Here is a 20923-nt window from a genome sequence, read left to right on the forward strand (position 1 = left end):
ATGCCTTTCATTCGCACCGCCGTCCCTGAAGACACGCCTCCCGCCCAATGCCAGGCCATCGTGCGAGGCATCCACGACGCACTGGTCGGCAGTATCGGGATGCCGGAGGACGAGCTGTTCAACCTGGTGAACCCGTACAGGGCCGACCATTTCTTTTTCGATCGCAGGTTCAATGGCGTGGCACGTTCCGATCGCGTGATCGTGGTCGAGATCACCATGCGCCGGGGGCGCAGCGACGCGATGAAGCGGACACTCTATGGCCAGATCGCGCACAACCTGGAACACCAGGCTGGCATCGCACCAGCCGACGTCTTCATCTTCACTCACGAAAATGATTACTCGGACTGGTCGGTCGGCAACGGCCAGTTCGCGATGACCTTGGTGCAGCAGCGCGGCACGGACACCTGAAAGGCCGCAAGGCGGTGCCGATGCCCTCGCGGCAGGCCGCTTACTTCGCCTGCAGCAGCGCCCCGGCTTCCAGCAGCACCAGCTCGTTGTCGTCCGCCTTGTTCGGCTCGCGGCTGCTCGAGAACGGCAGGTTGTTGTCGTTGCCGACCACGATGTGCGTGGCGTCCACCACGTCGACGTTCTCGATGGTGAAGAAGGGGAACTTCAGCACGCCGTCGTTCAAGGGCTTGCGTGCGAGCTTGTCGGGGTCGGCGATGTTCAGCAGGTCGATGTAGCCGATCTTGCGCACCGGGCCGCCCGCGTTCGCGTCGTTCAACTCGACCTTGTAGACGCGCTTGAACTTCGCGATGTCGTGGAAGCAGTCGGTGCGCTTCTGGCCCTCGGGGCAGGCCTTGTCGCTCGTGCCTTCGCCGTTGTCGCGTTCGATGATCAGGCTGGTGGTGGCGTCGATCATGTTGAAGTCGCCGATGGCGTTGCCATTGGCTTCGAGCACGTACTTCCAGTGGCGGCCCGTCCACTTCTCGGTGGCCACATCGAATTCCAGCACGCGCAGCGCTTCCTTGCCGTCGACGCGTTCGTAGTCCTTGGCCTCGGCGTTCCACACCGGGCCTTCGAGCAGCGCGTAGAGCTTGCTGCCGTCCTTCGAAGAGGCCATGCCCTCGAAGCCCTTGGAGCGCTTGATCTGGAAATCGACCGCGCCGCCGGGCGCGCCCGGCGTGGTCACTGCGGGGTGATCGGGCGAGCGCACGGCCTTGCCGTCGACCAGCGTGTCGTACACGGCGAGCACCTTGCCCTTGAGGTCGGCCTTGATGAGGAAGGGTCCGAACTCCTCGCCGATCCACAGCGCGCCGCCGGCGAACTGGAAGCTCTCGGGGTCAAAGTCGGCGCCCGTCAGGTAGCGCTGCTTGGTGCCTTCGTGGACGATGCGGAAGGGCACCTTCTTGTCCGGGTCGTGCAGGAAGATGGTGTTCAGGTGGTTGAACTTGCCGCTCTTGAAGTCCACCTTGTAGTGGTTCAGGTAGAGCATGAAGTCGGGCGAATTGGCTTTGCTGCCGGCACCGTTGTCGGTGAGGATCCAGAAGCTGCCGTCGTCCATCTTCTTGATGCCCGAGTGGCCCTGCAGCGGCTGGCCCTTGAAGGGCAGCGACACGCCCGTGCCGCGGCCGGCCGACAGGCCTTCGACCGAGCCGATCGCCTCGACGCGCTTGCCGGTCGTGAACTTGCCGCTGGCCTGCAGGTCGGCCGGCGCGTCCTTGGGCGCAGCGACGAAGCTCTGCGCGGGAAGCACGGCGTGGCCGGCGAGCGTGGAGGGAAAGGCGGTCTGGGCCGTCGCGCCGCCGCATGCGAGTGCAGCGGCAAGAGCGACGAAAGACAGGGAGGCGATGCGCGTCATGGAAAGGAAGGCGTTCGAGTTCAAAACGCGTGACCATGCCGAGGCGGCATGACGCGGCCATGACATCCTTTCAGGGGGCGACGTCCACCGTCACCTCGCGCGACTCCGCGCGGCCCTGGTCGTCGACCGCGCGCAGCACATAGCGCCGGCCCGATGCCGCGAGGTCGGGCATCCAGGTGATGCCTTCGCCGGGCGCGGCGCGGCCGATGAGCGCGTCGTCGGCAAACCAGTAGATGGCCTGCGTGCCCGCGGCAGCCTCGGCGCGCAGCACCAGCGGCTCGGGCTTCTTCGCGCGCAGCGTGTGGCGCACGCCGCGCAAGGGCGACGTGATGAGCGGCGCGCTTTCCGGCGCATCGCCATCCTTCCCACAGCCGTCGGCAGGCGCGCTCGCGCGTGGCAGTCCGGCCTGGCGGAACAGGCGGCGCATGTCGCTGCCCCATTGCTCCACCACCTGCTGGCGCGCATTGGGCTGCGGGCCGCAGACCACCTTGCCGGTCGTTTCGTCGACCCACACTGCGCGGTGCAGGTTGCTGACCTGGATCGGCGACTTGCCGGCGATGAACCATGTCATGGTGCGCACCGGGCACAGCGCATCGGGCAGGCCGCCCGTCGCGGCGCAGACCTCGACCTGGCGCAGGTCGGGCGGCTGGCGCGACGCCACCTCGCCGGGGTCGAGCCGCTCGGCGCGCAGCGCATCGACCATGCGCAGGAACAGCGGCGCGGCCGCGTCGACGCCCACCAGCGCGGGATTGCTGGTGCCGTCGAAATTGCCGACCCACACCACCAGCACGTGACGGCCGAACACGCCGGCCGTCCACGCGTCACGAAAGCCCCAGGACGTGCCCGTCTTCCACGCGATGGCCGGGCGCGCGGGCAGCGTGGTGTCGGGGCGCGGCGTGTGGCGCAGCATGTCGAGCGTGATGAACGACGCTTCCTCGCTCAGCAAGCGCAGCGGCTGCACGGGCCGCTCGCCGGGCGCGGGCTGCGTGTAGCGGATGGGCTGCGAGATGCCGCCATTGGCCAGCGTCGCGTACATGCCGGCCAGCTCCTCGGGCGTGACCTCGCCACCGCCCAGCACCAGCGCGAGGCCGTAGTGCGATTCGCCCTGCAGCTTCTGCACGCCGGCCAGGCGCATGAAATCGTAGAGCCCCGGTTTCGAGAGCTTCGCTGCCACGGCCACCGCGGGCACGTTGCGGCTGCGGATCAGTGCCTCCTGCGCGGGCAGCGGCCCGGCGAAGCGATGGTCGAAGTTCTCAGGCGTGTAGGGGCCGAAGGAGGTAGGCGCGTCCTTCAGCATGGTCTTCGGATGCAGCAGCCCCTGGTCGAGCGCAAGCGCGTAGATGAAGGGTTTGAGGGTGGAGCCCGGCGAGCGCTTGGCCAGAACGCCGTTGACTTGCCCCGCGATGGCGTCGTTGCGGAAGTCCGCAGAGCCGATCATCGCGCGCACCTGCATCGTCGATGCATCCAGCAGCAGCGCGCTCGCGTTGTTCATGCCCACGTCGGCATGCGCGCGCAGGTACTGCGCCATCACGCGTTCGAGCGTGGCCTGCATGCGCAGGTCGATGGTGGTGTGCACTTCCTGCACGCCACGCTCCTGCGCGAGCAGCATGTCGGTGGCGTGCGGTGCCAGAAAGGGCAGGCTGCCGCGCGACTGTGCCGAGAGCGCCAGTTGCGCATCGGGCGCATGCTGCTTCGCCGTCGGATCGCGCTCGGCCCACAGCGCCCACAGGCGTTCGCGCGCCGACTGCAGCTCGGCGTTGCGGCCGCGCTCGGCGATGCGCTTGACGGGGTTCTGCGGAATCACCGCGAGCGTCAGCGCCTCGGGCAGGCTGAGCTTGGCGGCGTCCTTGCGGAAGTAGATGAGGCTCGCCGCCTGCACGCCCTCGATGTTGCCGCCATAGGGCGCGGTGTTGAGGTAGGCCTCGAGGATGTCGTGCTTGCTGAAGCGCGCCTCCAGCCACAGCGCGGCGAAGATCTGCGCCACCTTGCCGGTGGACGTGCGGCTGTCGATGCCGTAGACGCGGCGCGCGAGCTGCATGGTGAGCGTGGAGCCGCCCTGGCGGCGCGCGCCGCTGGCAATGCGCCAGGCGCTGCGCGCCAGCGCGGCAGGGTTGACGCCGGGGTGCGTGTAGAAGCGCCGGTCTTCGTACAGCAGCACCGCATCGACCAGCGTGGGCGAGATGCGTTCGAGCGGCACCCAGAGACGGTACTGCTCGTCGCCTGCAAGCGTGAGCCGCAGGAGCTGGCCGCCTTGTGCGTAGACGGCGCGGGAGCTGCCGACGGTTTCGCTGAGCGCTGCGTGCGGCCACAGGCGAAGCAGTGCGAGCATGAAGACGACGAACGCGAAAGCGATGCCCATCTTTCTCCCTCTCCCTCCGGGAGAGGGTTGGGGTGAGGGCCGCGGCGATGGATCAGGCAGCGTGTTCATGCGAAGGCCGCACCCTCACCCTCACCCTAACCCTCTCCCAGAGGGAGAGGGAACAAGGCAGGGTGCGTCGTCATCTCGTTCAATTGCCCACCACCTGGAAGCGTGCGCCGGCCGAGCGCGAGAACACGCGCCGGTCGTACATCGCCTCGCCGTACGCCGCCGGCACCACGTAGTCGCCCACGTTGGTGGCGCGCGCCTTGTAGGTCACTTCGAGCAGGTCCTTGTTGACGCTGCCGTAGAACACCACGCGGTCTTCGCGAATGTCGGCGTACTGCACCTTCCACGAGCCGCCGCCACCGAGGCGCTTCTTCCAGATCGGCGCGTCGGCATTCGCATCGTCGTCGTCACCCACGGCCTGCAGCACCGGCTCCAGCCCGCCGGGCAGCACGTCGACCAGCGCCACGTCGTTGATGTTCGCCCGCTCCAGGCTGCGCACGCGCACCCGCACCGTGACCTCCTCGCCGAGCTTCGCCTTGGCGATCGGGTTGCCCTTGACATCGAGCACTTCATGGAAGATCTCGAGGCCCTTGTTCACCGCGGTGGTGGGCACGTTGCGCTCGAAGCCCTGTTCGGCCCAGCTGTAGTACAGGTTGAAGTCGCTGTCGTTCGACAGCTTCAGCTTCGCCGTGCCGGCCGGCACCGCGGCGCGCGTGATCGGGTTGACCGCGCCCAGTGCGAGCGCGGCGGCCTGGCCCTGTGCATTGACAGTGCTCGCCGTGAGCTTGCCTTCCACGTTCTGCCCCACGGCCTCGAAGTACGAGTCGACCGCAAGCAGCATCGAGGCCGACGACAGGCTGTTGTACCAGCCGTCGCGCACCATCGCGCTCATGCCTTCCCATACCGCGGGCTTCAGTGTCTTCAGGCGCGACGGGAAGTGGCGGCCTACCAGGTGCAGCGTCATGCTGTCGTGCACCAGCGGGTCGTAGTAGGCGCCCCAGACGTTGCGGCGCTGCTTCTTCTCGGTGCGCGCGAGCAGGTCGGCCCACACCGGGTTGAGCAGCTCGTTGGCGACCTGCTCCTGCTTCACGAGCTGGTAGCTCGCGGCGAGGTACACGGCGCCGAGGTCGTCGCTCCAGCCTTGCGTCTGCCTGCCGCGCCATGCTTCGCGCAGGTTGGCCAGTGCGGCCGGCGCGACGATGCCCTGCCGCGTCAGCAGGTAGGCCGCCTGCGTGCGCTGGCGCCAACCGTCGAGCGAGCTGTCGCCGCCGCCGAGCCAGCCCTGCAGATAGATGTTGGCCTTCTGCAGCAGGTCTTGCGGCACGGGCAGCTTGTGGTCCTTGGCCTCGACCAGCAGGTGCACGGCGTAGAGCGTGGCGAAGGCATCGGTGCCCGCACCGGGCCACAGCGAGAAGCCGCCGTCGGCCGTCTGCCGTGCGCGCAGCTGCACAAGGTAGCGCTCGAAGGTCTTGCGCGCCTCGGGCAGCGGGCCCTGCTCGGCCGTGCGCCCGCGCGCCATTTCCTTCACCAGCTCGGGACGGCCCGAGAGCAGGACCGCCGGGAAGGTCTGGCTCGTGATCTGCTCGGTGCAGCCGTGCGGGTAGGCCTCCAGGTACTGCATGAGGCCTGTGGCAAAGGCCCACGGCGCGGCCGACACGGCCACGTCGCTCTGGCGGAAGTTCGGGTACAGGTCGGCCTGGCTTGAGATTTCTCCCGCGCGCTGGAAGCTGCCGGCCTGCACCAGCGTGACGAAGGGCGATGCAGGCCGCACGCTCACTTCGGTCGACAGGCGCGCGCTGAAGTTCTTGTGCGTGGAGGTAAACACCAGCGCCGAGGAACCCAGCACCGCCTGTTCGCCCGGCTTGGCGCGCACGTTGAACTTCGTGCTGGCTTCGCCGCGCTCGTTGACCTTGAGCGTCTGCGTGGCATCACCTACCACTTCGAGCCCGCCCGAGGCGGTGAGGGTGAGCGCGATGGGCGCTTCCTTGCCCGAGCCCACGATGTTGTTGGCCAGGCCCACGCCCACCTCGACGGTGTCGCCGGGCGCCATCGCGAGCGGTGCGTTGGGCAGGATCACCATGTCGCCGCGCACCACGGTGCGGGTGCTCTTGGCGGCTGTGGTCTCGTCGTTCACGGCGACGGCCATCACGCGCAGGCTGCCGTTGAAGCTCTCGGGCACGGTGTAGCTGAACTCGCGGCTGCCGTTCACGTCGACCAGGCCCGACCAGTAGGCTACCGGCTTGTCGCGCTTGCGCTTGAACGGATTCAGATGCTTGCCGAGCTCGCCTTCGCCGTCACCGCCGGGCGCGGCGCCCTGCATGAGCTTCTTGAACTCCGGCAGGATCAGGTCGAGCGTCTGCAGCGTGCCGACTTCGAGCGCGCGCTTCTGGAAGAAGTGCTTGAGCGGATCGGGCGTCTTGTAGCGCGCCACCTGCAGGATGCCCTCGTCCACCGCGAACACCACGGCGCGCGTGGGCTTGTCGCTGGTGAGCTTCATCTTCACGGTCTGGCCGGGCTTCACGAGGTCGCTGCTGGTGAGCTGCAGGTTGGCGGTGCGCTTGGTCAGCGCGGTGGCGAAGGGCACGACGCCGTACGACAGCGGGCTCATGTAGACCTCGTCCGAGGCCGGGTCGCGCACGAAGTGCACGTTGATGTAGCCGGTGCCTTCGAAGTCCTTGGGCAGAGTGATCTTCTGCACCGAGGCGGTCTTGTCGGTCTTGAACCATGCGTGGGCGTAGACCTTGTCGCGCTCGATGGTGATGAGGCCGGCGCCCACGTAGGGCGCGCGGATGCTCACTGCAATCTCCTGCCCCGGCTCGTAGTCCTTGCGGTCGAGCGTGAGCTGCAGTTCGGCATTGCGGTCGAGCGAGCGCGAGACGTTGGCATTGCCGGCCACGCTGTATTCGACGCGGTTGAGCTCCAGCCCGTCGGCGTTGCGCACCACGTAGGCGAAGTTGCCGGGGGCGCCTGTGTCCAGCGCCACGGTGTTGCCGGCGGCAACGATGGCGAAGGGCTTCTCGTCGAGCACGATCTCCTTGCGGCGCGACTCGTAGCGGTACAGGCCGCTGTCCTGCTTGATGAGCACCGACAGCACCTTGCGTTCGACGCGTTCGATCTTCAAGCCGGGCACAGCCGTCTTCCTGGCCTGCGGGTCGATCGCGATCACTGTGGCGTTGCGCGCGGCGCCCTTGCTCACGTAGCCGACGTCGCCGTCGACCTTCACGCCGACGAGGTAGGGCATGTCGCTCACCAGCGTCTGCGCCTCGGCCGACACGCTGCGCCCACCTTCGGGCTCGAAGGCCTTGGCGAGCACGTGCACCTGGTAGGTGGCGGCGTCGAAGCGCGACAGGCGCAGGTCGAACTCGGCCTTGCCGTCTGCACTGGTCTGCACGCTGCCCAGATCGTCGACCTGCTTGTCGGCAGCGCGCTGCGGATCAAAGAAGGCGTAGTCGGTGAAGGCGCGGAACACCGGGAAGCCGGGGCTCAGCGTGAGCGTGCCTTCCACCTTGCGGTCGGGCGCGGGAGTGCCGAAGAGGTTCTGCACATCGATCAGCGCCTTCAGGTCCTTGGGCTTGACCCAGCCTTCGGCCGCTTCGCTGCTGAGCTTGGCCGTGACCTTGGTGCGGTCGGGCAGGAACTCCTGCACCTTCACGGTGGTGCTGCCGATCAGCAGGCCTTCGACCTCGGGCGTGCCGGGCGACGATTCGCGCGGCAGGTAGAGGTTGACGGTGTAGTTGCCGGTGGGCGAGCTGTCCTGCGTGGTGTGGGCGATTTCCGCGGCGCCACCGGGGCCGAGCTTGAGTTTTTCGCGGCGCACGCTGAGGCCGCGCGCGTCGATGATCTCGGCTTCGAGCGGCAGGTCGCGCAGCGAGGTGGCCCAGTTGCCGGCCTTCACCATCATCGCGATGTGCATGGTGTCGCCCGGGCGGTAGATGCCACGGTCGCTGAAGACGTAGGCCGTCATCTGGTTCGGCACGCCGGCCGCGCGCAAGCCGCCGACGTCGAAGCGCGAGATGTCCAGCGTGCGGTCGCTGCGGTTGAAGGGCAGGAAGCTCAGATCGCCGTCCTTGCGCACGACCAGCACCACCGGCGCCTTCTCGCGCTGGTAGCCGGCGAGGTTGGGCAGCTTGGCCGCGCCCGTCGCGTCGGTGGCCTGCGACGCGACGATCATGCCGTTGCGGCCCCACACCTCGACCATGGCGCCCGCCACCGGCTGGCCGTTGGCGATGCTCTGCACGAACACGTCGCGCGTGCCGTCGAGCGACTTCTTGGCGACGATGCCCAGGTCAGTGACGAGCACGAGGCGCTGGTCTAGCTGCTGCTCGGGGTTGCCGCCTTCGCCGTTGCCTTCTTCCTCGTTCGAGGACTGCTCCTGCTGCTGTTCGTCTTCGGGCTGGGCTTGCGCGTCGCCCTCGGGCTTCTTCTTGGCCTTGGGGTCGTAGCCCTGCACCTTGAGCAGGAACACGCCGCGCCGGTCGGCCGCATCGCTGCGCAGGTACTCGGCGAAGTCGACCGTTTCGTAGTGCGCCTTGCCGGCGGGAATGCTGAGCGGGATCTCCTTCTGGAAGCGATCGACGAGGTTGTCCGACTGCAGGCCGCCGTAGAACTGCGGATGCGCGAAGTCGCCGTTGGTCTGCGTCACCAGGTGCTGCAGTTGCTGCGGCAGCAGGCGGCCGATCTCGAGGCGGATGCCGGGCAGGTCGCGCACCAGGATCGGCAGCTTGCGCTCGCCCGAGAGTGCGAGCAGCGAGCCCTGGCTCATGATGGTGAGCTCGGGCGCGAAGGTCTTGAGCAGCAGCACGTCCTGGCGCGCGGCGCCGAGCTGGTAGCCGCCGGGCGTCTTCAGGCCCTTGGCCACGCGCACCAGCAGGTAGCGCCCGCCCTCGGCCTGCGGCATGCGGAAGCTGACCATCTCGGTCACCTCGCGCTCGCTGGCGATGGGCTGCAGGTTGATCTTCTTCGCGCGACGCAGCACGGCGTCGGTGATCTTCGCGGGCTCGGCCGACCAGTCGAACTTGTCGTCGGGGTCGCCCTTGGCTTCTTCCGTGGCCGGCAGCAGCCAGGCCTGCACCACGCGCGCCATTTCGCGCTCGTGCACCGGCATCGAGGCAGTGACGTGCATCACGTGCTCGGGTTCGCCGTTCTCGCCGGTGACGATGGTGGGCTCGATGGCGGCGATGGCCAGGCTGAAGAGTCCGGGGATGTCGACCGCGCGCGACTGGTCGTTGCGCAACGCCGGACCGCCCTTCTGCGCGACCGTGCCAGCCGTGAGGCTGAGAATCGCCGGGCGCGTCTTCTCGGGAATCGGCAGCGGCTCCGACTGCAGGGTGGCATTGAGGCGCAGCTTGTCGTAGCTGACCGTGAACTTCTCGCTCGCGCACTTGCCGACGCTGAAGATCGAGCTGCTGCAGGGCTGGTCGTAGGTCAGCACCAGGCGCTTTTCGAACTCGGCCGTGTTGACGGGGTGCGAGAAGCGCACCTGAAACAACGCGCGGCGCACGTTGGCCTGCACCGGGTCCTGATAGAACTCGGCGCTGGCGATCTGGGCGGTGAATTCGGGCGAGGTGAACTCGTACTTGCGCTGCGCCATCTCGATGTGCGGCGCGAGCGCGTTGCCGGCGATCTGCACCTTGTAGGGCTGGCCAATGGGCCAGTCCTGCGCGGGCAGGAATTCGAGGCGGTTCTGCTTGGTCCAGGTCCAGCGGCCGGCGATGGCGGGCTCGATGGTGACGCCGGTGGCTTCCTGGCCGATGCGCGCAATGGGCGCGACCGAGGCGGAGAAGTTCATGACGAAGGGGTTCGGCCCCTTGTCGAGCTCGATCAGCGTGCGCTGCGGCGGCTCGGTCTTCGCGGTGGCGACAACGGGCTCGACGCGGTCGGGCGTGAGGCCGTGCCACCACTTCAGCACATGGGGGCTCGCCATCCAGCCGGCCAGCACGAGCAAGAGGAGCAACACCAGCCAGGCCAGCCGCTGCTGCAGCCACTGCAATCCGAGCAGCACGAAGGCGCCGGCAATGCGCAGCCAGCCCGGGGGTCGCCAGGAACCGATGAGCCCGCGGGCCAGCGGACGCAGGAAGCCGAGCGCGCGGCCCAGCCCGGTGAAGAGCACGTCGCTGAGCGACGCGAGTTTTCTGTTGGCGACTTGAAGCATGGAAGCTCCCCCGATGTTTTTGTTGGCGTTCGCGAGTTTGCAGACCGTCTGTGAAGCAATGGCGCCGTGTGTGAAGTCCGCGTGAAAACTGCACGGGGCTGCGCCGGGCCGTTTTCAAGGATTCATGGTGCGGTTTGCCTTGCTGGGTGTTTTTTCATGGCGAGTGCAAAGGACACCGGGTGTCCCCCTCCGCGAATGTCCCCCGGCTTCGCCTCCTCCTTTATTTCGCTGCGGGGGACACCCGGTGCCCTTCGCACAGGGCACGCTGCGTTTCTTCCGCTCGATCAACCAGTGCTCCGAACGATCACGTCGATGGGGTGCTCTGCGCAGCGAAATAAAGGAGGAGGCCGCAGGCCGGGGGACATTCGCGGAGCAGAGCACCCCGTCGGCGTGATTGCGTCTCGGACGTGTGTCCTCATGCCGCCCCCACGCTCGTTCCGGCGAGGTGCCCACGCGTGAACGCCTCCTCGAAGATCGAGTAGCCCGACCAGTCTGCATGCGCGAACGACAGGCGGCCCGCCACGACGCTGCCGCGATGCGCAGCATCGGGCGCGCTGCGCTGCGAGCCGATCTGGGCCAGTAGTCCTGGCCTGGGGATGGACATGGCGTGTCCATAGCGCGTGACGTCGATGCGCGTGGCGAGCGAAAGCAAGTCGGGGTGCGGCACCGACAGCTCTGCGAGCAGGTCGTCCCGCCAGCCGCTCCACGGCCGATCGAGCAGCAGCTTGCGGCCGTCTGCCGCGTCGTAGCCGCTCGGGCCCAACGGCCGGTACCAGCTGAGCACCGTGCCGCGCGGCGTCGGGTCGAGCGACTGGTGTCGCGCGTCGACGTAGCCGAGGCCGCGCGTGCCGTGGATCACGTTGTCCCAGCTCGGCGCGGCGCCGTGGCGGTCGGCCAGCGGGCCGCGCAGATGGATGTTGGCCACGAGCCAGGGCGCGTAGCGCACGTGGGCCGCGGCGTTCTTCAGCACGGCCGGCGGGTTCTCGACCACGCGCGCGGCGATGAACACGGGCAGCGCGACGATGCAGCGCTCGGCCTGCCAGCGCACGAGCGATTTCGTGGCCGCATCCCACGCGTCGACCTCGACGCCATCGCGCACCTCGGCGATGCGCGTGACGACCTGTCCGGTGCGCAGCCGATCGCCGAGCGGCCTGGCCAGCTGCTTCGTGAGCCAGCCGTTGCCTTCGGGCCAGGTGAGGATGCCGTCGCGCTCGGGGCTCGAATCGTTGACGCTGCCGGTGGGATCGCCGGGCGCATGGAAGCCGTGGCGGCTCGCGAAGTAGTGGATGCCGGCCCAGGCCGAGACGTGTTCGATGCCGGCGCCGTAATCGTCGCGGCAGCAGTAGTCGAGGTACCAGCGCAGCTGCGCGTCGCTGAAGCCTTCGCTGTCGAGCCAGCCCGCGAAGGTGATGGCGTCGAGCGCCAGCAGCTCGGGCGTGACGGCGACCTTGAGCGTGGGAATGGCGAAGTGCGCCGCGTGCTGCATCGCATCGATGCGCTGCGCGAACTTGCGGTACTGCGCGAGCGTGCCTTCGCCCACGCCGTGCACGGGCAGCAGGCCGTCCTGCCACTCGCCGCGGAAGAACAGGCGCTCCTGCGGGCTGTGGCAGAGCATGACCTCGTCGTATTCCCAGCGACCCGCCACGCGGCGGCGCAGGCCGAGTTCCTCGAGCAGGTCCTGCACCTCGCGCGCATCGTCGCCGGGAACCGGCAGGTAGTGCGCGCCCAGCGGGCAGGCGATGCCGTTGACCACGCCGCCGCGCGCATTGCCACCGGCGGTGTCCTCGAGCTCGAGCAGCGTGAAGTCGTCGATGCCCGAGAGCCGCAGGGCGCGCGCAGCCGCAAGGCCCGCGACGCCACCGCCTGCGATCACCACGCGCGTGCGCTTCACGACGGCGGGCGCCTGGCTCTTGAGCGCGCCGTCGCGCATCGCGTGGCCGCGCGCCATGTCGATGCCGGTGAAGCCGCCTTCGATGGGCGTTGGCGGCGCCTCGCAGCCGGCAAGCGCCAGCGCGCCTGCCGCCATTCCGAGAAATTCGCGCCGTTGCATGACTCAGCTAGTGCGCCATCACCTTGCCCCACTCCTGCTCGTAGGTGGTGACAAGGGTCTGGTTCGACAGCCGGTTCACTTCGGCCGGCACGCGCGCCATGTCGAGCGGGAAGTCGAACATCAACGGCAGCGTGGAAGGCGAGAGAAAGCGCAGGCCCGAAGGCAGCGCATCGGGCATGCGGTAGGGCCGCCGGCTCGCGATGATGTAGCCCCATTCGCCGAAGCTCGGCACATGCGCGTGATACGGCGTGGCGCGCAGGCCCACCGATTCGATGGTGGTGGCCACGGTCCAGTAGCTCTTGCGCGCCACCAGCGGCGAGGTGGTCTGGATCACCGCATAGCCGCTGGCCGAAAGGCGCTTCTCGAGCAGCGCGTAGAAGCTGTTGGTGTAGAGCTTGCCGATGGCGAAGTTGGTCGGGTCCGGAAAGTCGACCACGATCACGTCGAACATGTCCCCGGGCTGCTGCAGCCACTGGAAGGCGTCGGTGTTGACGATCTTCACCTTGGGCGACGAGAGCGAGTGGCCGTTGAGCGCGGCCAGGGTCTCGTGCTCGGTGAAGAGTTTTGTCATGTTCGGATCGAGCTCCACGAGCGTGACCGACTCGACCGAGGGGTACTTGAGAATCTCGCGCACCGCCATGCCATCGCCGCCGCCCAGCACGGCGACCTTCTTCGGCGCGCCCTGCGCGGCCATCACCGGATGCACGAGCGCCTCGTGGTAGCGGTATTCGTCGCGCTCGGCGAACTGCAGGTTGCCGTTGAGGAACAGCCGGTGCCCGAGCAGCCCGCGCGTGACCACGATGCGCTGGTAGGGTGAGGTGGCGCTGAAGACGATGCGATCCTGGTAGAACTTGTCCTCGGCCAGCGTGGTGATGTGGTCGGCCCAGGCGAAGGCCGCGACCAGCGCGGCCAGTGCGAGAAAGCACGCGACCGCATGCGCGCCGACGCGGCGTAGCTCATGCCGGAACAACCACAGCGCCCACACCGCAACGGCCGCGTTCATGAAGCCGAACAGCAGGCCGGTGCGGATCATGCCGAGCTGCGGCACGAGGACAAGCGGAAACGCCACCGACACCGCGAGCGCGCCGAGGTAGTCGAAGGTGAGCACCTGCGACACGAGGTTCTTGAGCACGATGTTGCGCTTCAGGATGCGCATCACCAGCGGGATCTCGAGCCCCACCAGCGTGCCCACGACCATCACGAGGCCGTACAGCAGCAGCCGGAAGGCACTCGGCACATACGCATTTGCCAGGAACAGGATCGCCGGCAGCGCACCGCCGATCAGCGCCACCATCAGTTCGATGCGAAGGAAGTGCGCCGGCAGCTGCCGCTCGAAATAGCGCGAGAGCCATGAGCCCACGCCCATCGCGAACAGGTAGGTGCCGATGATGGTGCTGAACTGCAGCACCGAGTCGCCCAGCAGGTAGCTGCTCAGCGCGGCCGCGCTCAGTTCGTAGACAAGCCCGCAGGCGGCGACCACGAACACGCTGGCGAGCAGCGCGATCTCCACGGGTTGCGGCCCCCGCGCATCCGGGGTGCGCGCGGGCAGGGCCGCGTCGCTCAATGGATTGCTGCGGCGACGATGATGCTGATGCCGAGGCTCATCGCGGCAACCACCAGCCCCAGCGCCACGTTCTGCTTCTCGACGATCTCGCCCCACAGGTCATAGGGCGTGATCTTGTCGATGATCAGGAAGCAGAGCCAGAAGACCAGGACGCCGATCAGCGCGTACACGAGCGATCCGAGGACCACGCCCGGTTTCAGCCATTCAAATCCCATGGGGACCTCCAGTCGTAGTAGTGAGAGACAACATCGCGTGCATCTTCGCCGTCATTTGTGGCCGCCGCCACTTGAATAGCCGCCATATGAGCCGCCCGAACTGCGGAACCCGCCCGACGAGCCGCTGGTACTGCTGCAGGTGCTCATGATGATCAACACGATGATGATCACGACGACGATGAGGACGATGGTGCCGCAGCCCATGCCGGATGCGGCACTCACGGGCAGCGCGTCGGCACGCTTGAACATGTCCTTGCGCGCGTCGAGCTTGAAGGCGGTGGCCACCAGGCCGCTGTCGAGCTTGCTGCCCGACGACCACGTGAGTTCGTTGGCCGAGCGCTCCATCGACAGCAGTGCGCCGCCGCTGGCGAAGTCGCGGTTGAAGGTTTTCTGCCCGCGCTCGACCTGCCAGTAGAACTCGCCGGCCACGTAGGTAGTCTCGGCGTTGTAGGCGTACTGCTGCTGGTAGCGCTTGTTGAGGTAAGTGGCGGTGTTGCCGCTCGCAGCCATCACGGGCGCGCCGGTGGTCGGCTTGACCATGCTCCAGCCGTCCTCGGCGTCCACCAGGAAGCTGAAGCCGCGCTTCTTGTTGTAGAGCAGGTACTCGTCCCAGCCGAACAACTCGTCGTCACCGGGCGCGCTGCCCATGCGGTGCTGGAAGCCGACCACCTGCCACTGTGCGCCCTGCAGCTGGCCCATGCTGCCCAGCGCGATGAGCGGGCGCACGGGCTCGTCCTGCGTGGCGTGCTTGAGCTCGCCGCCGATGCCTTGCGACAGGTCGATGATGCTGTTGCACGAGCGGCAGGTGATGCTCTTGCTGTCGGCGAAGTTGACGGTGACGGGCGAGCCGCAGTTGGGGCAGTTGAAGCTGCGGCCCTTTTCGTCCTTGGCGGATTCCTCGCGCAGGCCGGTGAGCTGCAGGTCTTCGAGCTGCACCGAGCGGCCGAGGTAGCTCGCGGGCGGCTGCGTGCCGTAGTCGATGCTGAGGACCAGGCCCTTGTCGTTGCGCAGCTCGACCATCGCGAAGGAACGGCCGAGCTCGGGCAGGTGCGGCAGTTCGCCCTGTGCGGAGGTCAGTGCCACCTGCTCGTTCGAGGTGACGGCGTAGCTCTGGCCCGCGAAGGCGGTGGTGGCGCCTACGCGCAGTTCGTTCCAGGGCGGCGCGGTGCGCTGCAGGTCGAAGGGCAGCGCGAAGACGTAGGCGCCGTTGTCCTCGCTGAGCACGCCGGTGCGGTCGCCGTCGAGCGCGGCGATCCACTCGGTCCAGCGGCCGCCAGGGTAGGTGTACTGCAGCCGGCCGATCAGCGTGAAGGGCTTGTCCTGGATGCGGCCGGCGGCGAACAGCTGCAGCGGGCTGAAGTCGTCGAACAGCTCGGCCATCTTGCCGGTGCGCGCGAGCGTGTCGCCCTGGCGCACGACGGTGCTCTGGCAGTAGGGGCAGACCGCGTGCGTCGATTGCGCCGAGCGGAATTCGACCGGCGCACCGCAGCCGGGGCAGGGTGCGCGGTAGTAGCGTTGGTTGCCGGTTTCCTCAGCCATGGCGGCTCAGGAGATCGACGGCTGTAACCACGGATGCAGTTGCGGGAAACACCACGGAACCGGCTTTGCCGGGCCGTCGGTGTTGCCCCCTGCAAGGGGGGAGGAGAAGCGACACGAAGTGCGCGAAGCCTGGGGGTTAGACCAATACTGGGGTCAGACGAGCTTCTTGAGGAGTTCCACCTTCTTGGCGTCGAACTCTTCCTGCGTGAGGATGCCCTTGGCCTTGAGTTCGCCGAGCTTCTCGAGCGTGGTCATCACGTCGGTGGGGCTCACCACTGCCACGGCCGGCTGCTGCTGCGTCGCCGCAGCCTGGGCGGCCGCATTCGGGCTCAGGCCCTGCGCGAGGTTCTGCGCCAGCACCTGGCCGAGCGCCACGCCGGCGCCCAGGCCCATCGCGTCGCCCGCGATGCCGCTGCCGCCAGCGGCGCCCTCGGCGAACTTGGGAATCGCCTGCGCCGTCTGGTACTGCATGAACTTGCCCATGTCGTTGCCGACCATGCCCATGCCGATCTTCTGGTCGAGGATCTTCTGCAGCTCTTCGGGCAGCGAGACGTTCTGCACCGTGATGTTCTCGAGCTTGATGCCGATCTTCTCGAACTCGGGCACGAGCTGCGCGGCGAGCGCCTGCGCAAACTGGATCTGGTTGGCCGCGAGGTCGAGGAAGGGCACGCCGCTCGAAGCGATGGCGTTGCTGATGTTCTGCAGCACCAGCCCACGCAGCTGGCCGTCGAGGTCGGCCACCGAATAGATGTCGCGCGTGCCGGAGATCTCGGTGTGGAAGGCCTTGGCGTCGCCGATGCGGAAGCTGTAGTTGCCGAAGGCGCGCAATCGCACCGCGCCGAAGTCCTTGTCGCGGATGGTGATCGGCTGGGGCGTGCCCCACTTCTGGTCGACCTGCTGGCGGGTGCTGAAGAAATAGACGTCGCTCTTGAAGGGGGACTCGAAGAGCTTGTCCCAGTTCTTCAGGTACGTGAGCACGGGCAGCGTCTGCGTCGTGAGCTTGTACATGCCGGGGCCGAACACGTCGGCCACCTTGCCTTCGTTGACGAAGACGGCAACCTGCGATTCGCGAACGGTGAGCGAGGCGCCGTTCTGGATTTCCATCTCGGCCATCGGAAAGCGCCAGGCCAGCGTGCCATCGCCGGTCTCGGTCCACTGGATGATGTCAATGAACTGCTTCTTGATGAAATCCATCAGGGCCATGGTCGCTCCTCGTTTTTTCAGGTTTTGTCCGAACCATGCATATTGCCACACCGGTTTGACGGCGCACCCGGCTTTTCGCCATGGCTCCCACCAGCCATGCGACGTATGGCCGGTGCGCAGCGAGGTCTACAATCGGCGCCCCCAGAAGAAGCGCCACCAGGAGCTACGGCACATGTCAGATTCGACCCCCTCGACCTCATCGACTCCCACGCCCGAAGACAAACGCGCCGAGTTGCGACGTGCCGCCCTCGAGTACCACGAGTTTCCCGTGCCCGGCAAGATCGCCATCGCGGCGACCAAGCAGATGGTCAACCAGCGCGACCTGTCGCTGGCCTACTCGCCCGGCGTGGCCGCGCCCTGCGAGGAAATCGTCAAGGACCCGGCCAACGCGTTCAAGTACACCTCGCGCGGCAATCTCGTGGCGGTCATCAGCAACGGCACCGCCGTGCTGGGCCTGGGCGACATCGGCCCGCTGGCGTCCAAGCCGGTGATGGAAGGCAAGGGCGTTCTCTTCAAGAAGTTCGCCGGCGTCGACGTGTTCGACATCGAGATCGACGAGAAGGACCCGGCCAAGCTGGTCGACATCATCGCGTCGCTGGAGCCGACCTTCGGCGCCATCAACCTCGAAGACATCAAGGCCCCGGACTGCTTCTACGTCGAGCGCGAGCTGCGCAAGCGCATGAAGATCCCGGTGTTCCACGACGACCAGCACGGCACGGCCATCACGGTGGCGGCCGCCATGGTCAACGGCCTGAAGGTGGCGGGCAAGAAGATCGAGGAAGTCAAGCTGGTCGCTTCGGGCGCGGGCGCGGCGGCGCTGGCCTGCCTGAACCTGCTGCTGAAGGTCGGCCTGAAGCGCGAGAACGTGTTCGTCACCGACCTCGCCGGCGTGGTCTACGAAGGCCGCACCGAGCTGATGGACGACGACAAGCGCCAGTACATGCAGAAGACCGACGCGCGCACGCTCGCCGAGGTGATCGAGGGCGCCGACGTGTTCCTGGGCCTGTCGGCCGGCGGCGTGCTAAAGCCCGCGATGGTCGCCAAGATGGCCAAGCGCCCGGTGATCTTCGCGCTGGCGAACCCGAACCCCGAGATCGCGCCCGAAGACGCCCATGCGGTGCGCGACGACGTCATCATGGCCACCGGCCGCACCGACTACCCGAACCAGGTCAACAACGTCCTGTGCTTCCCGTACATCTTCCGCGGTGCGCTGGACTGCGGCGCGACGACGATCACCGACGAGATGGAAATCGCCGCGGTGCACGCCATTGCCGACCTGGCACAGGCCGAGCAGAGCGAGCGCGTGGCTGCGGCCTACGTCGGTGAAAAGCTGTCCTTCGGCCCCGAATACCTGATTCCGAAGCCCTTCGATCCGCGTCTCATGATGAAGATCGCGCCCGCCGTGGCCAAGGCGGCCGAGGACAGCGGCGTGGCGTCGCGTCCGATCAAGGACATGGACGCCTACCGCGACAGGCTGCAGAGCTTCGTCTATGCCTCGGGCACCACGATGAAGCCGATCTTCGACAGCGCCCGGCGCGCGTCGAAGAAGCGCGTGGCGTACTGCGAAGGCGAGGAAGAGCGCGTTCTGCGCGCCGCGCAGATCGTGGTCGACGAGGGCATTGCGCGTCCGACGCTGATCGGCCGCCCGGCCATCATCGCCCAGCGCATCGAGAAGTTCGGCCTGCGCCTGAAGGAAGAGCTCGACTACGACATCGTCAATGTCGAGCAGGACCACCGCTACCGCGATTTCTGGCAGACCTACCACCGCATGACCGAGCGCAAGGGCCAGACGGTGCAGACCGCCAAGATCGAGATGCGCCGCCGCCTCACGCTGATCGGCGCGATGCTGCTGCACAAGGACGAGGTGGACGGCATGATCTGCGGCACCTGGGGCACCACGCTGATCCACCTGCACTACATCGACCAGGTGATCGGCAAGCGCCCCGGCGGCTGCGAAAGCACGCCGCAGGACGTGCCGGTGTACGCCTGCATGAACGGCCTGCTGCTGCCTGACCGCCAGGTGTTCCTGGTCGACACGCACGTCAACTACGACCCCTCGCCCGAGGAACTGGCCGAGATCACGACGATGGCGGCCGAGGAAATGATGCGCTTCGGCCTGAAGCCGAAGGCGGCGCTGCTGTCGCATTCGAACTTCGGCACCAGCAACGAGCCCAGCGCCATCAAGATGCGCAAGACGCTCGAACTGCTGCGCGTGCAGGCGCCCTGGCTCGAAGTGGATGGCGAAATGCACGGCGACGTGGCGCTCGACAGCAAGCAGCGCGCGGTCGTCATGCCGCACAGCGCACTGGCCGGCGACGCCAACCTGTTGGTATTTCCGAACATCGATGCCGCCAATATTTCGTACAACCTGCTCAAGACGGCGGCTGGCGGCAATATCGCGATCGGCCCGGTTTTGCTCGGAGCGGCCAAACCTGTGCACATTCTCACGGCCAGCGCGACTGTTCGACGCATCGTGAACATGACAGCCTTGACAGTGGCTGACGCAAACGCCGAAAGATAGGCCCTTTGGCGAGAGTGGTCGCCAACTTAAAGCACCACTCACTCCCCTTGCGACTGCTCAAACTTTGAGCAGTCGCTTGCTATTTTCGCCAGCGTGGTGCACACTCGCGGGCTTGAATTTGCGGGTTAACCCCGACGTTGATCGCCGATTCGAACCCCCCGCTCTTTTCTTGTGGTGCCCCATGGCGGCTTACGCCTCGATCACGTCCTCGTTCACAAAGTTTGCGCTCACCAGCCTGATGCTGGCGGCGTTGACGACGGGGGCCGAGGCCCGCGGATGGTTCGGCGCCGGAAAAACGTCCGCCGAGGAAACAATTGCACTGTCCGACTTGCCGGTGCAAGGCCAGCGAACCTACCAGGCCATCCTCAGTGGCGGCCCCTTCCGGCATGACAAGGACGGCACCGTGTTCGGCAATCGCGAGCGTCTTTTGCCGCCGGCGCGCCGTGGCCACTACCGCGAGTACACGGTGCAGACGCCCGGTTCACGCAATCGTGGTGCACAACGGATCGTCTGCGGCGGCGAGCAGCGCACGGCACCCGAGGCCTGCTGGTACACGGCAGATCACTATGCGAGTTTCAGACGGATTGCGCCATGAGCGATGAAAACGACCTGGGCGGCGCCCCGAAGCGCCCCGAAGAAATGATGATGACTATGGAAAGACCAGCGGAGATGACCTTATCCCTTCGTGCCGTACGCCCGAACATCGTGCAATCGATCCGCGCGTTCCGCGTGAGCGACCTGCAGGACGCTGCCAACGCAGCCGGCCAGCACTTCCTGTACGCCAACCTGGGCAACGCCCAGACCAAGCAGGACGTGCTCGACCTGATCGCGCAGCAGTTCACGTTCCCGGCCCACTTCGGGAAGAACTTCGACGCGCTGTACGACTGCATGACGGACCCGTTGCATAAATCGGGCCCGCAGCCTGGTTTCGTCATCGTCCTCGAACAGATTCCGGCCAACGCCAAGTTCGACAAGGAAGCGCGCGAGCAGCTGCTCGACATCTTCCGCGACGCCTCGGACTACTGGGGCGACCGCAAGGTCCCGTTCCGGTGCTTCTATTCTTTTCTGTAGCCCGTTCTGCATCTACCAGCCAAGCAGAACGGGCGAACGAGGCTCAGCCAAACGCTGAAACCCTCGATGGCATCGAAGTGAACCCCAACGCCGCCGCAACGGCCGCCGCCAGCACCGAGCCGGCCGGCGAAAAAATGCCGACCGACAAACTGGTCGACGTGTCGCCCCTGGCGCTGCGCATGAGCAGCCCTTTCAACGCTGGCTACTGGCTCGCCGCCGCGTAAGCGGTTCACCCCCAGGCTGCGCGCACTTCGTGTCGCTGCGCCTACCCCCTTCCGGGGGCGGTGCTGGCCGACCGGCAAAGCCGGATCGGCGGCACCCTGGAATTGAAAAAGCCCCGCTTCTCAGGCTGTGTAAATAGTCTGCCGACGACTTGATCGAGATGCCCCGCGAGAGCGGGGCATTTTTCATTGGGGCGAGCAAATGCCCCAAGGGCCTCAGCC

General features: G+C 67.0%; 13 protein-coding genes. 5 read left to right on the plus strand and 8 right to left on the minus strand.

The genetic code is table 11. The annotated features are described in order from the left end of the window. Nucleotides 1-408 (plus strand): tautomerase family protein, encoded by a 408-nt coding sequence (locus ASD05_RS16650; protein WP_007828549.1) that lies wholly within the window; start codon nucleotides 1-3, stop codon nucleotides 406-408. Between the two features lie 40 nt (nucleotides 409-448). Here the strand turns inward: ASD05_RS16650 and ASD05_RS16655 are convergent, their stop codons facing one another. The 8 genes from ASD05_RS16655 to ASD05_RS16690 all read right to left on the minus strand — a co-directional run bounded on the left by ASD05_RS16655 (nucleotide 449) and on the right by ASD05_RS16690 (nucleotide 16888). Further along, a complete protein-coding gene (locus tag ASD05_RS16655; protein ID WP_056594758.1) occupies nucleotides 449-1801 on the minus strand; it encodes an esterase-like activity of phytase family protein in 1353 nt (450 codons plus the stop codon). Nucleotides 1802-1871: 70 nt separating this feature from the next. Beyond that, complete coding sequence (pbpC, locus tag ASD05_RS16660) at nucleotides 1872-4160, minus strand: penicillin-binding protein 1C (protein WP_056594762.1); 2289 nt, start codon at nucleotides 4158-4160, stop codon at nucleotides 1872-1874. Nucleotides 4161-4308: 148 nt separating this feature from the next. Further along, entirely contained in the window at nucleotides 4309-10317 is a 6009-nt protein-coding gene (locus ASD05_RS16665; protein WP_056594764.1) for an alpha-2-macroglobulin family protein, read from the minus strand. Nucleotides 10318-10732: 415 nt separating this feature from the next. After that, complete coding sequence (locus tag ASD05_RS16670) at nucleotides 10733-12367, minus strand: FAD-dependent oxidoreductase (RefSeq protein ID WP_056594767.1); 1635 nt, start codon at nucleotides 12365-12367, stop codon at nucleotides 10733-10735. Nucleotides 12368-12374: 7 nt separating this feature from the next. Continuing rightward, nucleotides 12375-13931, minus strand: coding sequence for a polyamine aminopropyltransferase (locus ASD05_RS16675; RefSeq protein ID WP_413749840.1), 1557 nt, complete (start codon nucleotides 13929-13931; stop codon nucleotides 12375-12377). Continuing rightward, nucleotides 13928-14146, minus strand: coding sequence for a DUF350 domain-containing protein (locus ASD05_RS16680; RefSeq protein WP_007828540.1), 219 nt, complete (start codon nucleotides 14144-14146; stop codon nucleotides 13928-13930). The genes ASD05_RS16675 and ASD05_RS16680 overlap by 4 nt, the downstream gene beginning before the upstream one ends. Before the next feature lie 51 nt (nucleotides 14147-14197). Further along, nucleotides 14198-15685 carry a DUF4178 domain-containing protein gene (locus ASD05_RS16685; RefSeq protein WP_056594770.1) on the minus strand — a complete coding sequence of 496 codons (1488 nt, stop codon included), beginning with the start codon at nucleotides 15683-15685 and terminating at the stop codon, nucleotides 14198-14200. Nucleotides 15686-15838: 153 nt separating this feature from the next. Continuing rightward, nucleotides 15839-16888 (minus strand): SPFH domain-containing protein, encoded by a 1050-nt coding sequence (locus ASD05_RS16690; RefSeq protein ID WP_056594773.1) that lies wholly within the window; start codon nucleotides 16886-16888, stop codon nucleotides 15839-15841. Between the two features lie 172 nt (nucleotides 16889-17060). Here ASD05_RS16690 and ASD05_RS16695 point away from each other — a divergent pair, with 172 nt between their 5' ends. The 4 genes from ASD05_RS16695 to ASD05_RS30750 all read left to right on the plus strand — a co-directional run bounded on the left by ASD05_RS16695 (nucleotide 17061) and on the right by ASD05_RS30750 (nucleotide 20704). Beyond that, complete coding sequence (locus ASD05_RS16695; RefSeq protein WP_056594785.1) at nucleotides 17061-19409, plus strand: NADP-dependent malic enzyme; 2349 nt, start codon at nucleotides 17061-17063, stop codon at nucleotides 19407-19409. Nucleotides 19410-19590: 181 nt separating this feature from the next. After that, the gene (locus ASD05_RS16700) at nucleotides 19591-20004 is read left to right on the plus strand and encodes a ribonuclease domain-containing protein (RefSeq protein ID WP_007828532.1); all 414 of its coding nucleotides are present in this window, start codon (nucleotides 19591-19593) and stop codon (nucleotides 20002-20004) included. Between the two features lie 50 nt (nucleotides 20005-20054). Continuing rightward, nucleotides 20055-20480, plus strand: coding sequence for a barstar family protein (locus ASD05_RS16705; protein ID WP_157610139.1), 426 nt, complete (start codon nucleotides 20055-20057; stop codon nucleotides 20478-20480). Between the two features lie 77 nt (nucleotides 20481-20557). Next, entirely contained in the window at nucleotides 20558-20704 is a 147-nt protein-coding gene (locus ASD05_RS30750) for a hypothetical protein (protein WP_155403714.1), read from the plus strand. Nucleotides 20705-20923: the final 219 nt, after the last annotated feature.

Origin of the sequence: Variovorax sp. Root434 (assembly GCF_001426595.1) — a bacterium.
GTDB lineage: Bacteria > Pseudomonadota > Gammaproteobacteria > Burkholderiales > Burkholderiaceae_C > Variovorax.

What these genes read in the sequence shown, in the direction of transcription:
- ASD05_RS16650 (WP_007828549.1), top strand. Translation starts at nt 1, where the DNA reads ATGCCTTTCATTCGCACCGCCGTCCCTGAAGACACGCCTCCCGCCCAA.
- ASD05_RS16655 (WP_056594758.1), bottom strand. Translation starts at nt 1,801, where the DNA reads ATGACGCGCATCGCCTCCCTGTCTTTCGTCGCTCTTGCCGCTGCACTC.
- pbpC (WP_056594762.1), bottom strand. Translation starts at nt 4,160, where the DNA reads ATGGGCATCGCTTTCGCGTTCGTCGTCTTCATGCTCGCACTGCTTCGC.
- ASD05_RS16665 (WP_056594764.1), bottom strand. Translation starts at nt 10,317, where the DNA reads ATGCTTCAAGTCGCCAACAGAAAACTCGCGTCGCTCAGCGACGTGCTC.
- ASD05_RS16670 (WP_056594767.1), bottom strand. Translation starts at nt 12,367, where the DNA reads ATGCAACGGCGCGAATTTCTCGGAATGGCGGCAGGCGCGCTGGCGCTT.
- ASD05_RS16680 (WP_007828540.1), bottom strand. Translation starts at nt 14,146, where the DNA reads ATGGGATTTGAATGGCTGAAACCGGGCGTGGTCCTCGGATCGCTCGTG.
- ASD05_RS16685 (WP_056594770.1), bottom strand. Translation starts at nt 15,685, where the DNA reads ATGGCTGAGGAAACCGGCAACCAACGCTACTACCGCGCACCCTGCCCC.
- ASD05_RS16690 (WP_056594773.1), bottom strand. Translation starts at nt 16,888, where the DNA reads ATGGCCCTGATGGATTTCATCAAGAAGCAGTTCATTGACATCATCCAG.
- ASD05_RS16695 (WP_056594785.1), top strand. Translation starts at nt 17,061, where the DNA reads ATGTCAGATTCGACCCCCTCGACCTCATCGACTCCCACGCCCGAAGAC.
- ASD05_RS16700 (WP_007828532.1), top strand. Translation starts at nt 19,591, where the DNA reads ATGGCGGCTTACGCCTCGATCACGTCCTCGTTCACAAAGTTTGCGCTC.
- ASD05_RS16705 (WP_157610139.1), top strand. Translation starts at nt 20,055, where the DNA reads ATGACTATGGAAAGACCAGCGGAGATGACCTTATCCCTTCGTGCCGTA.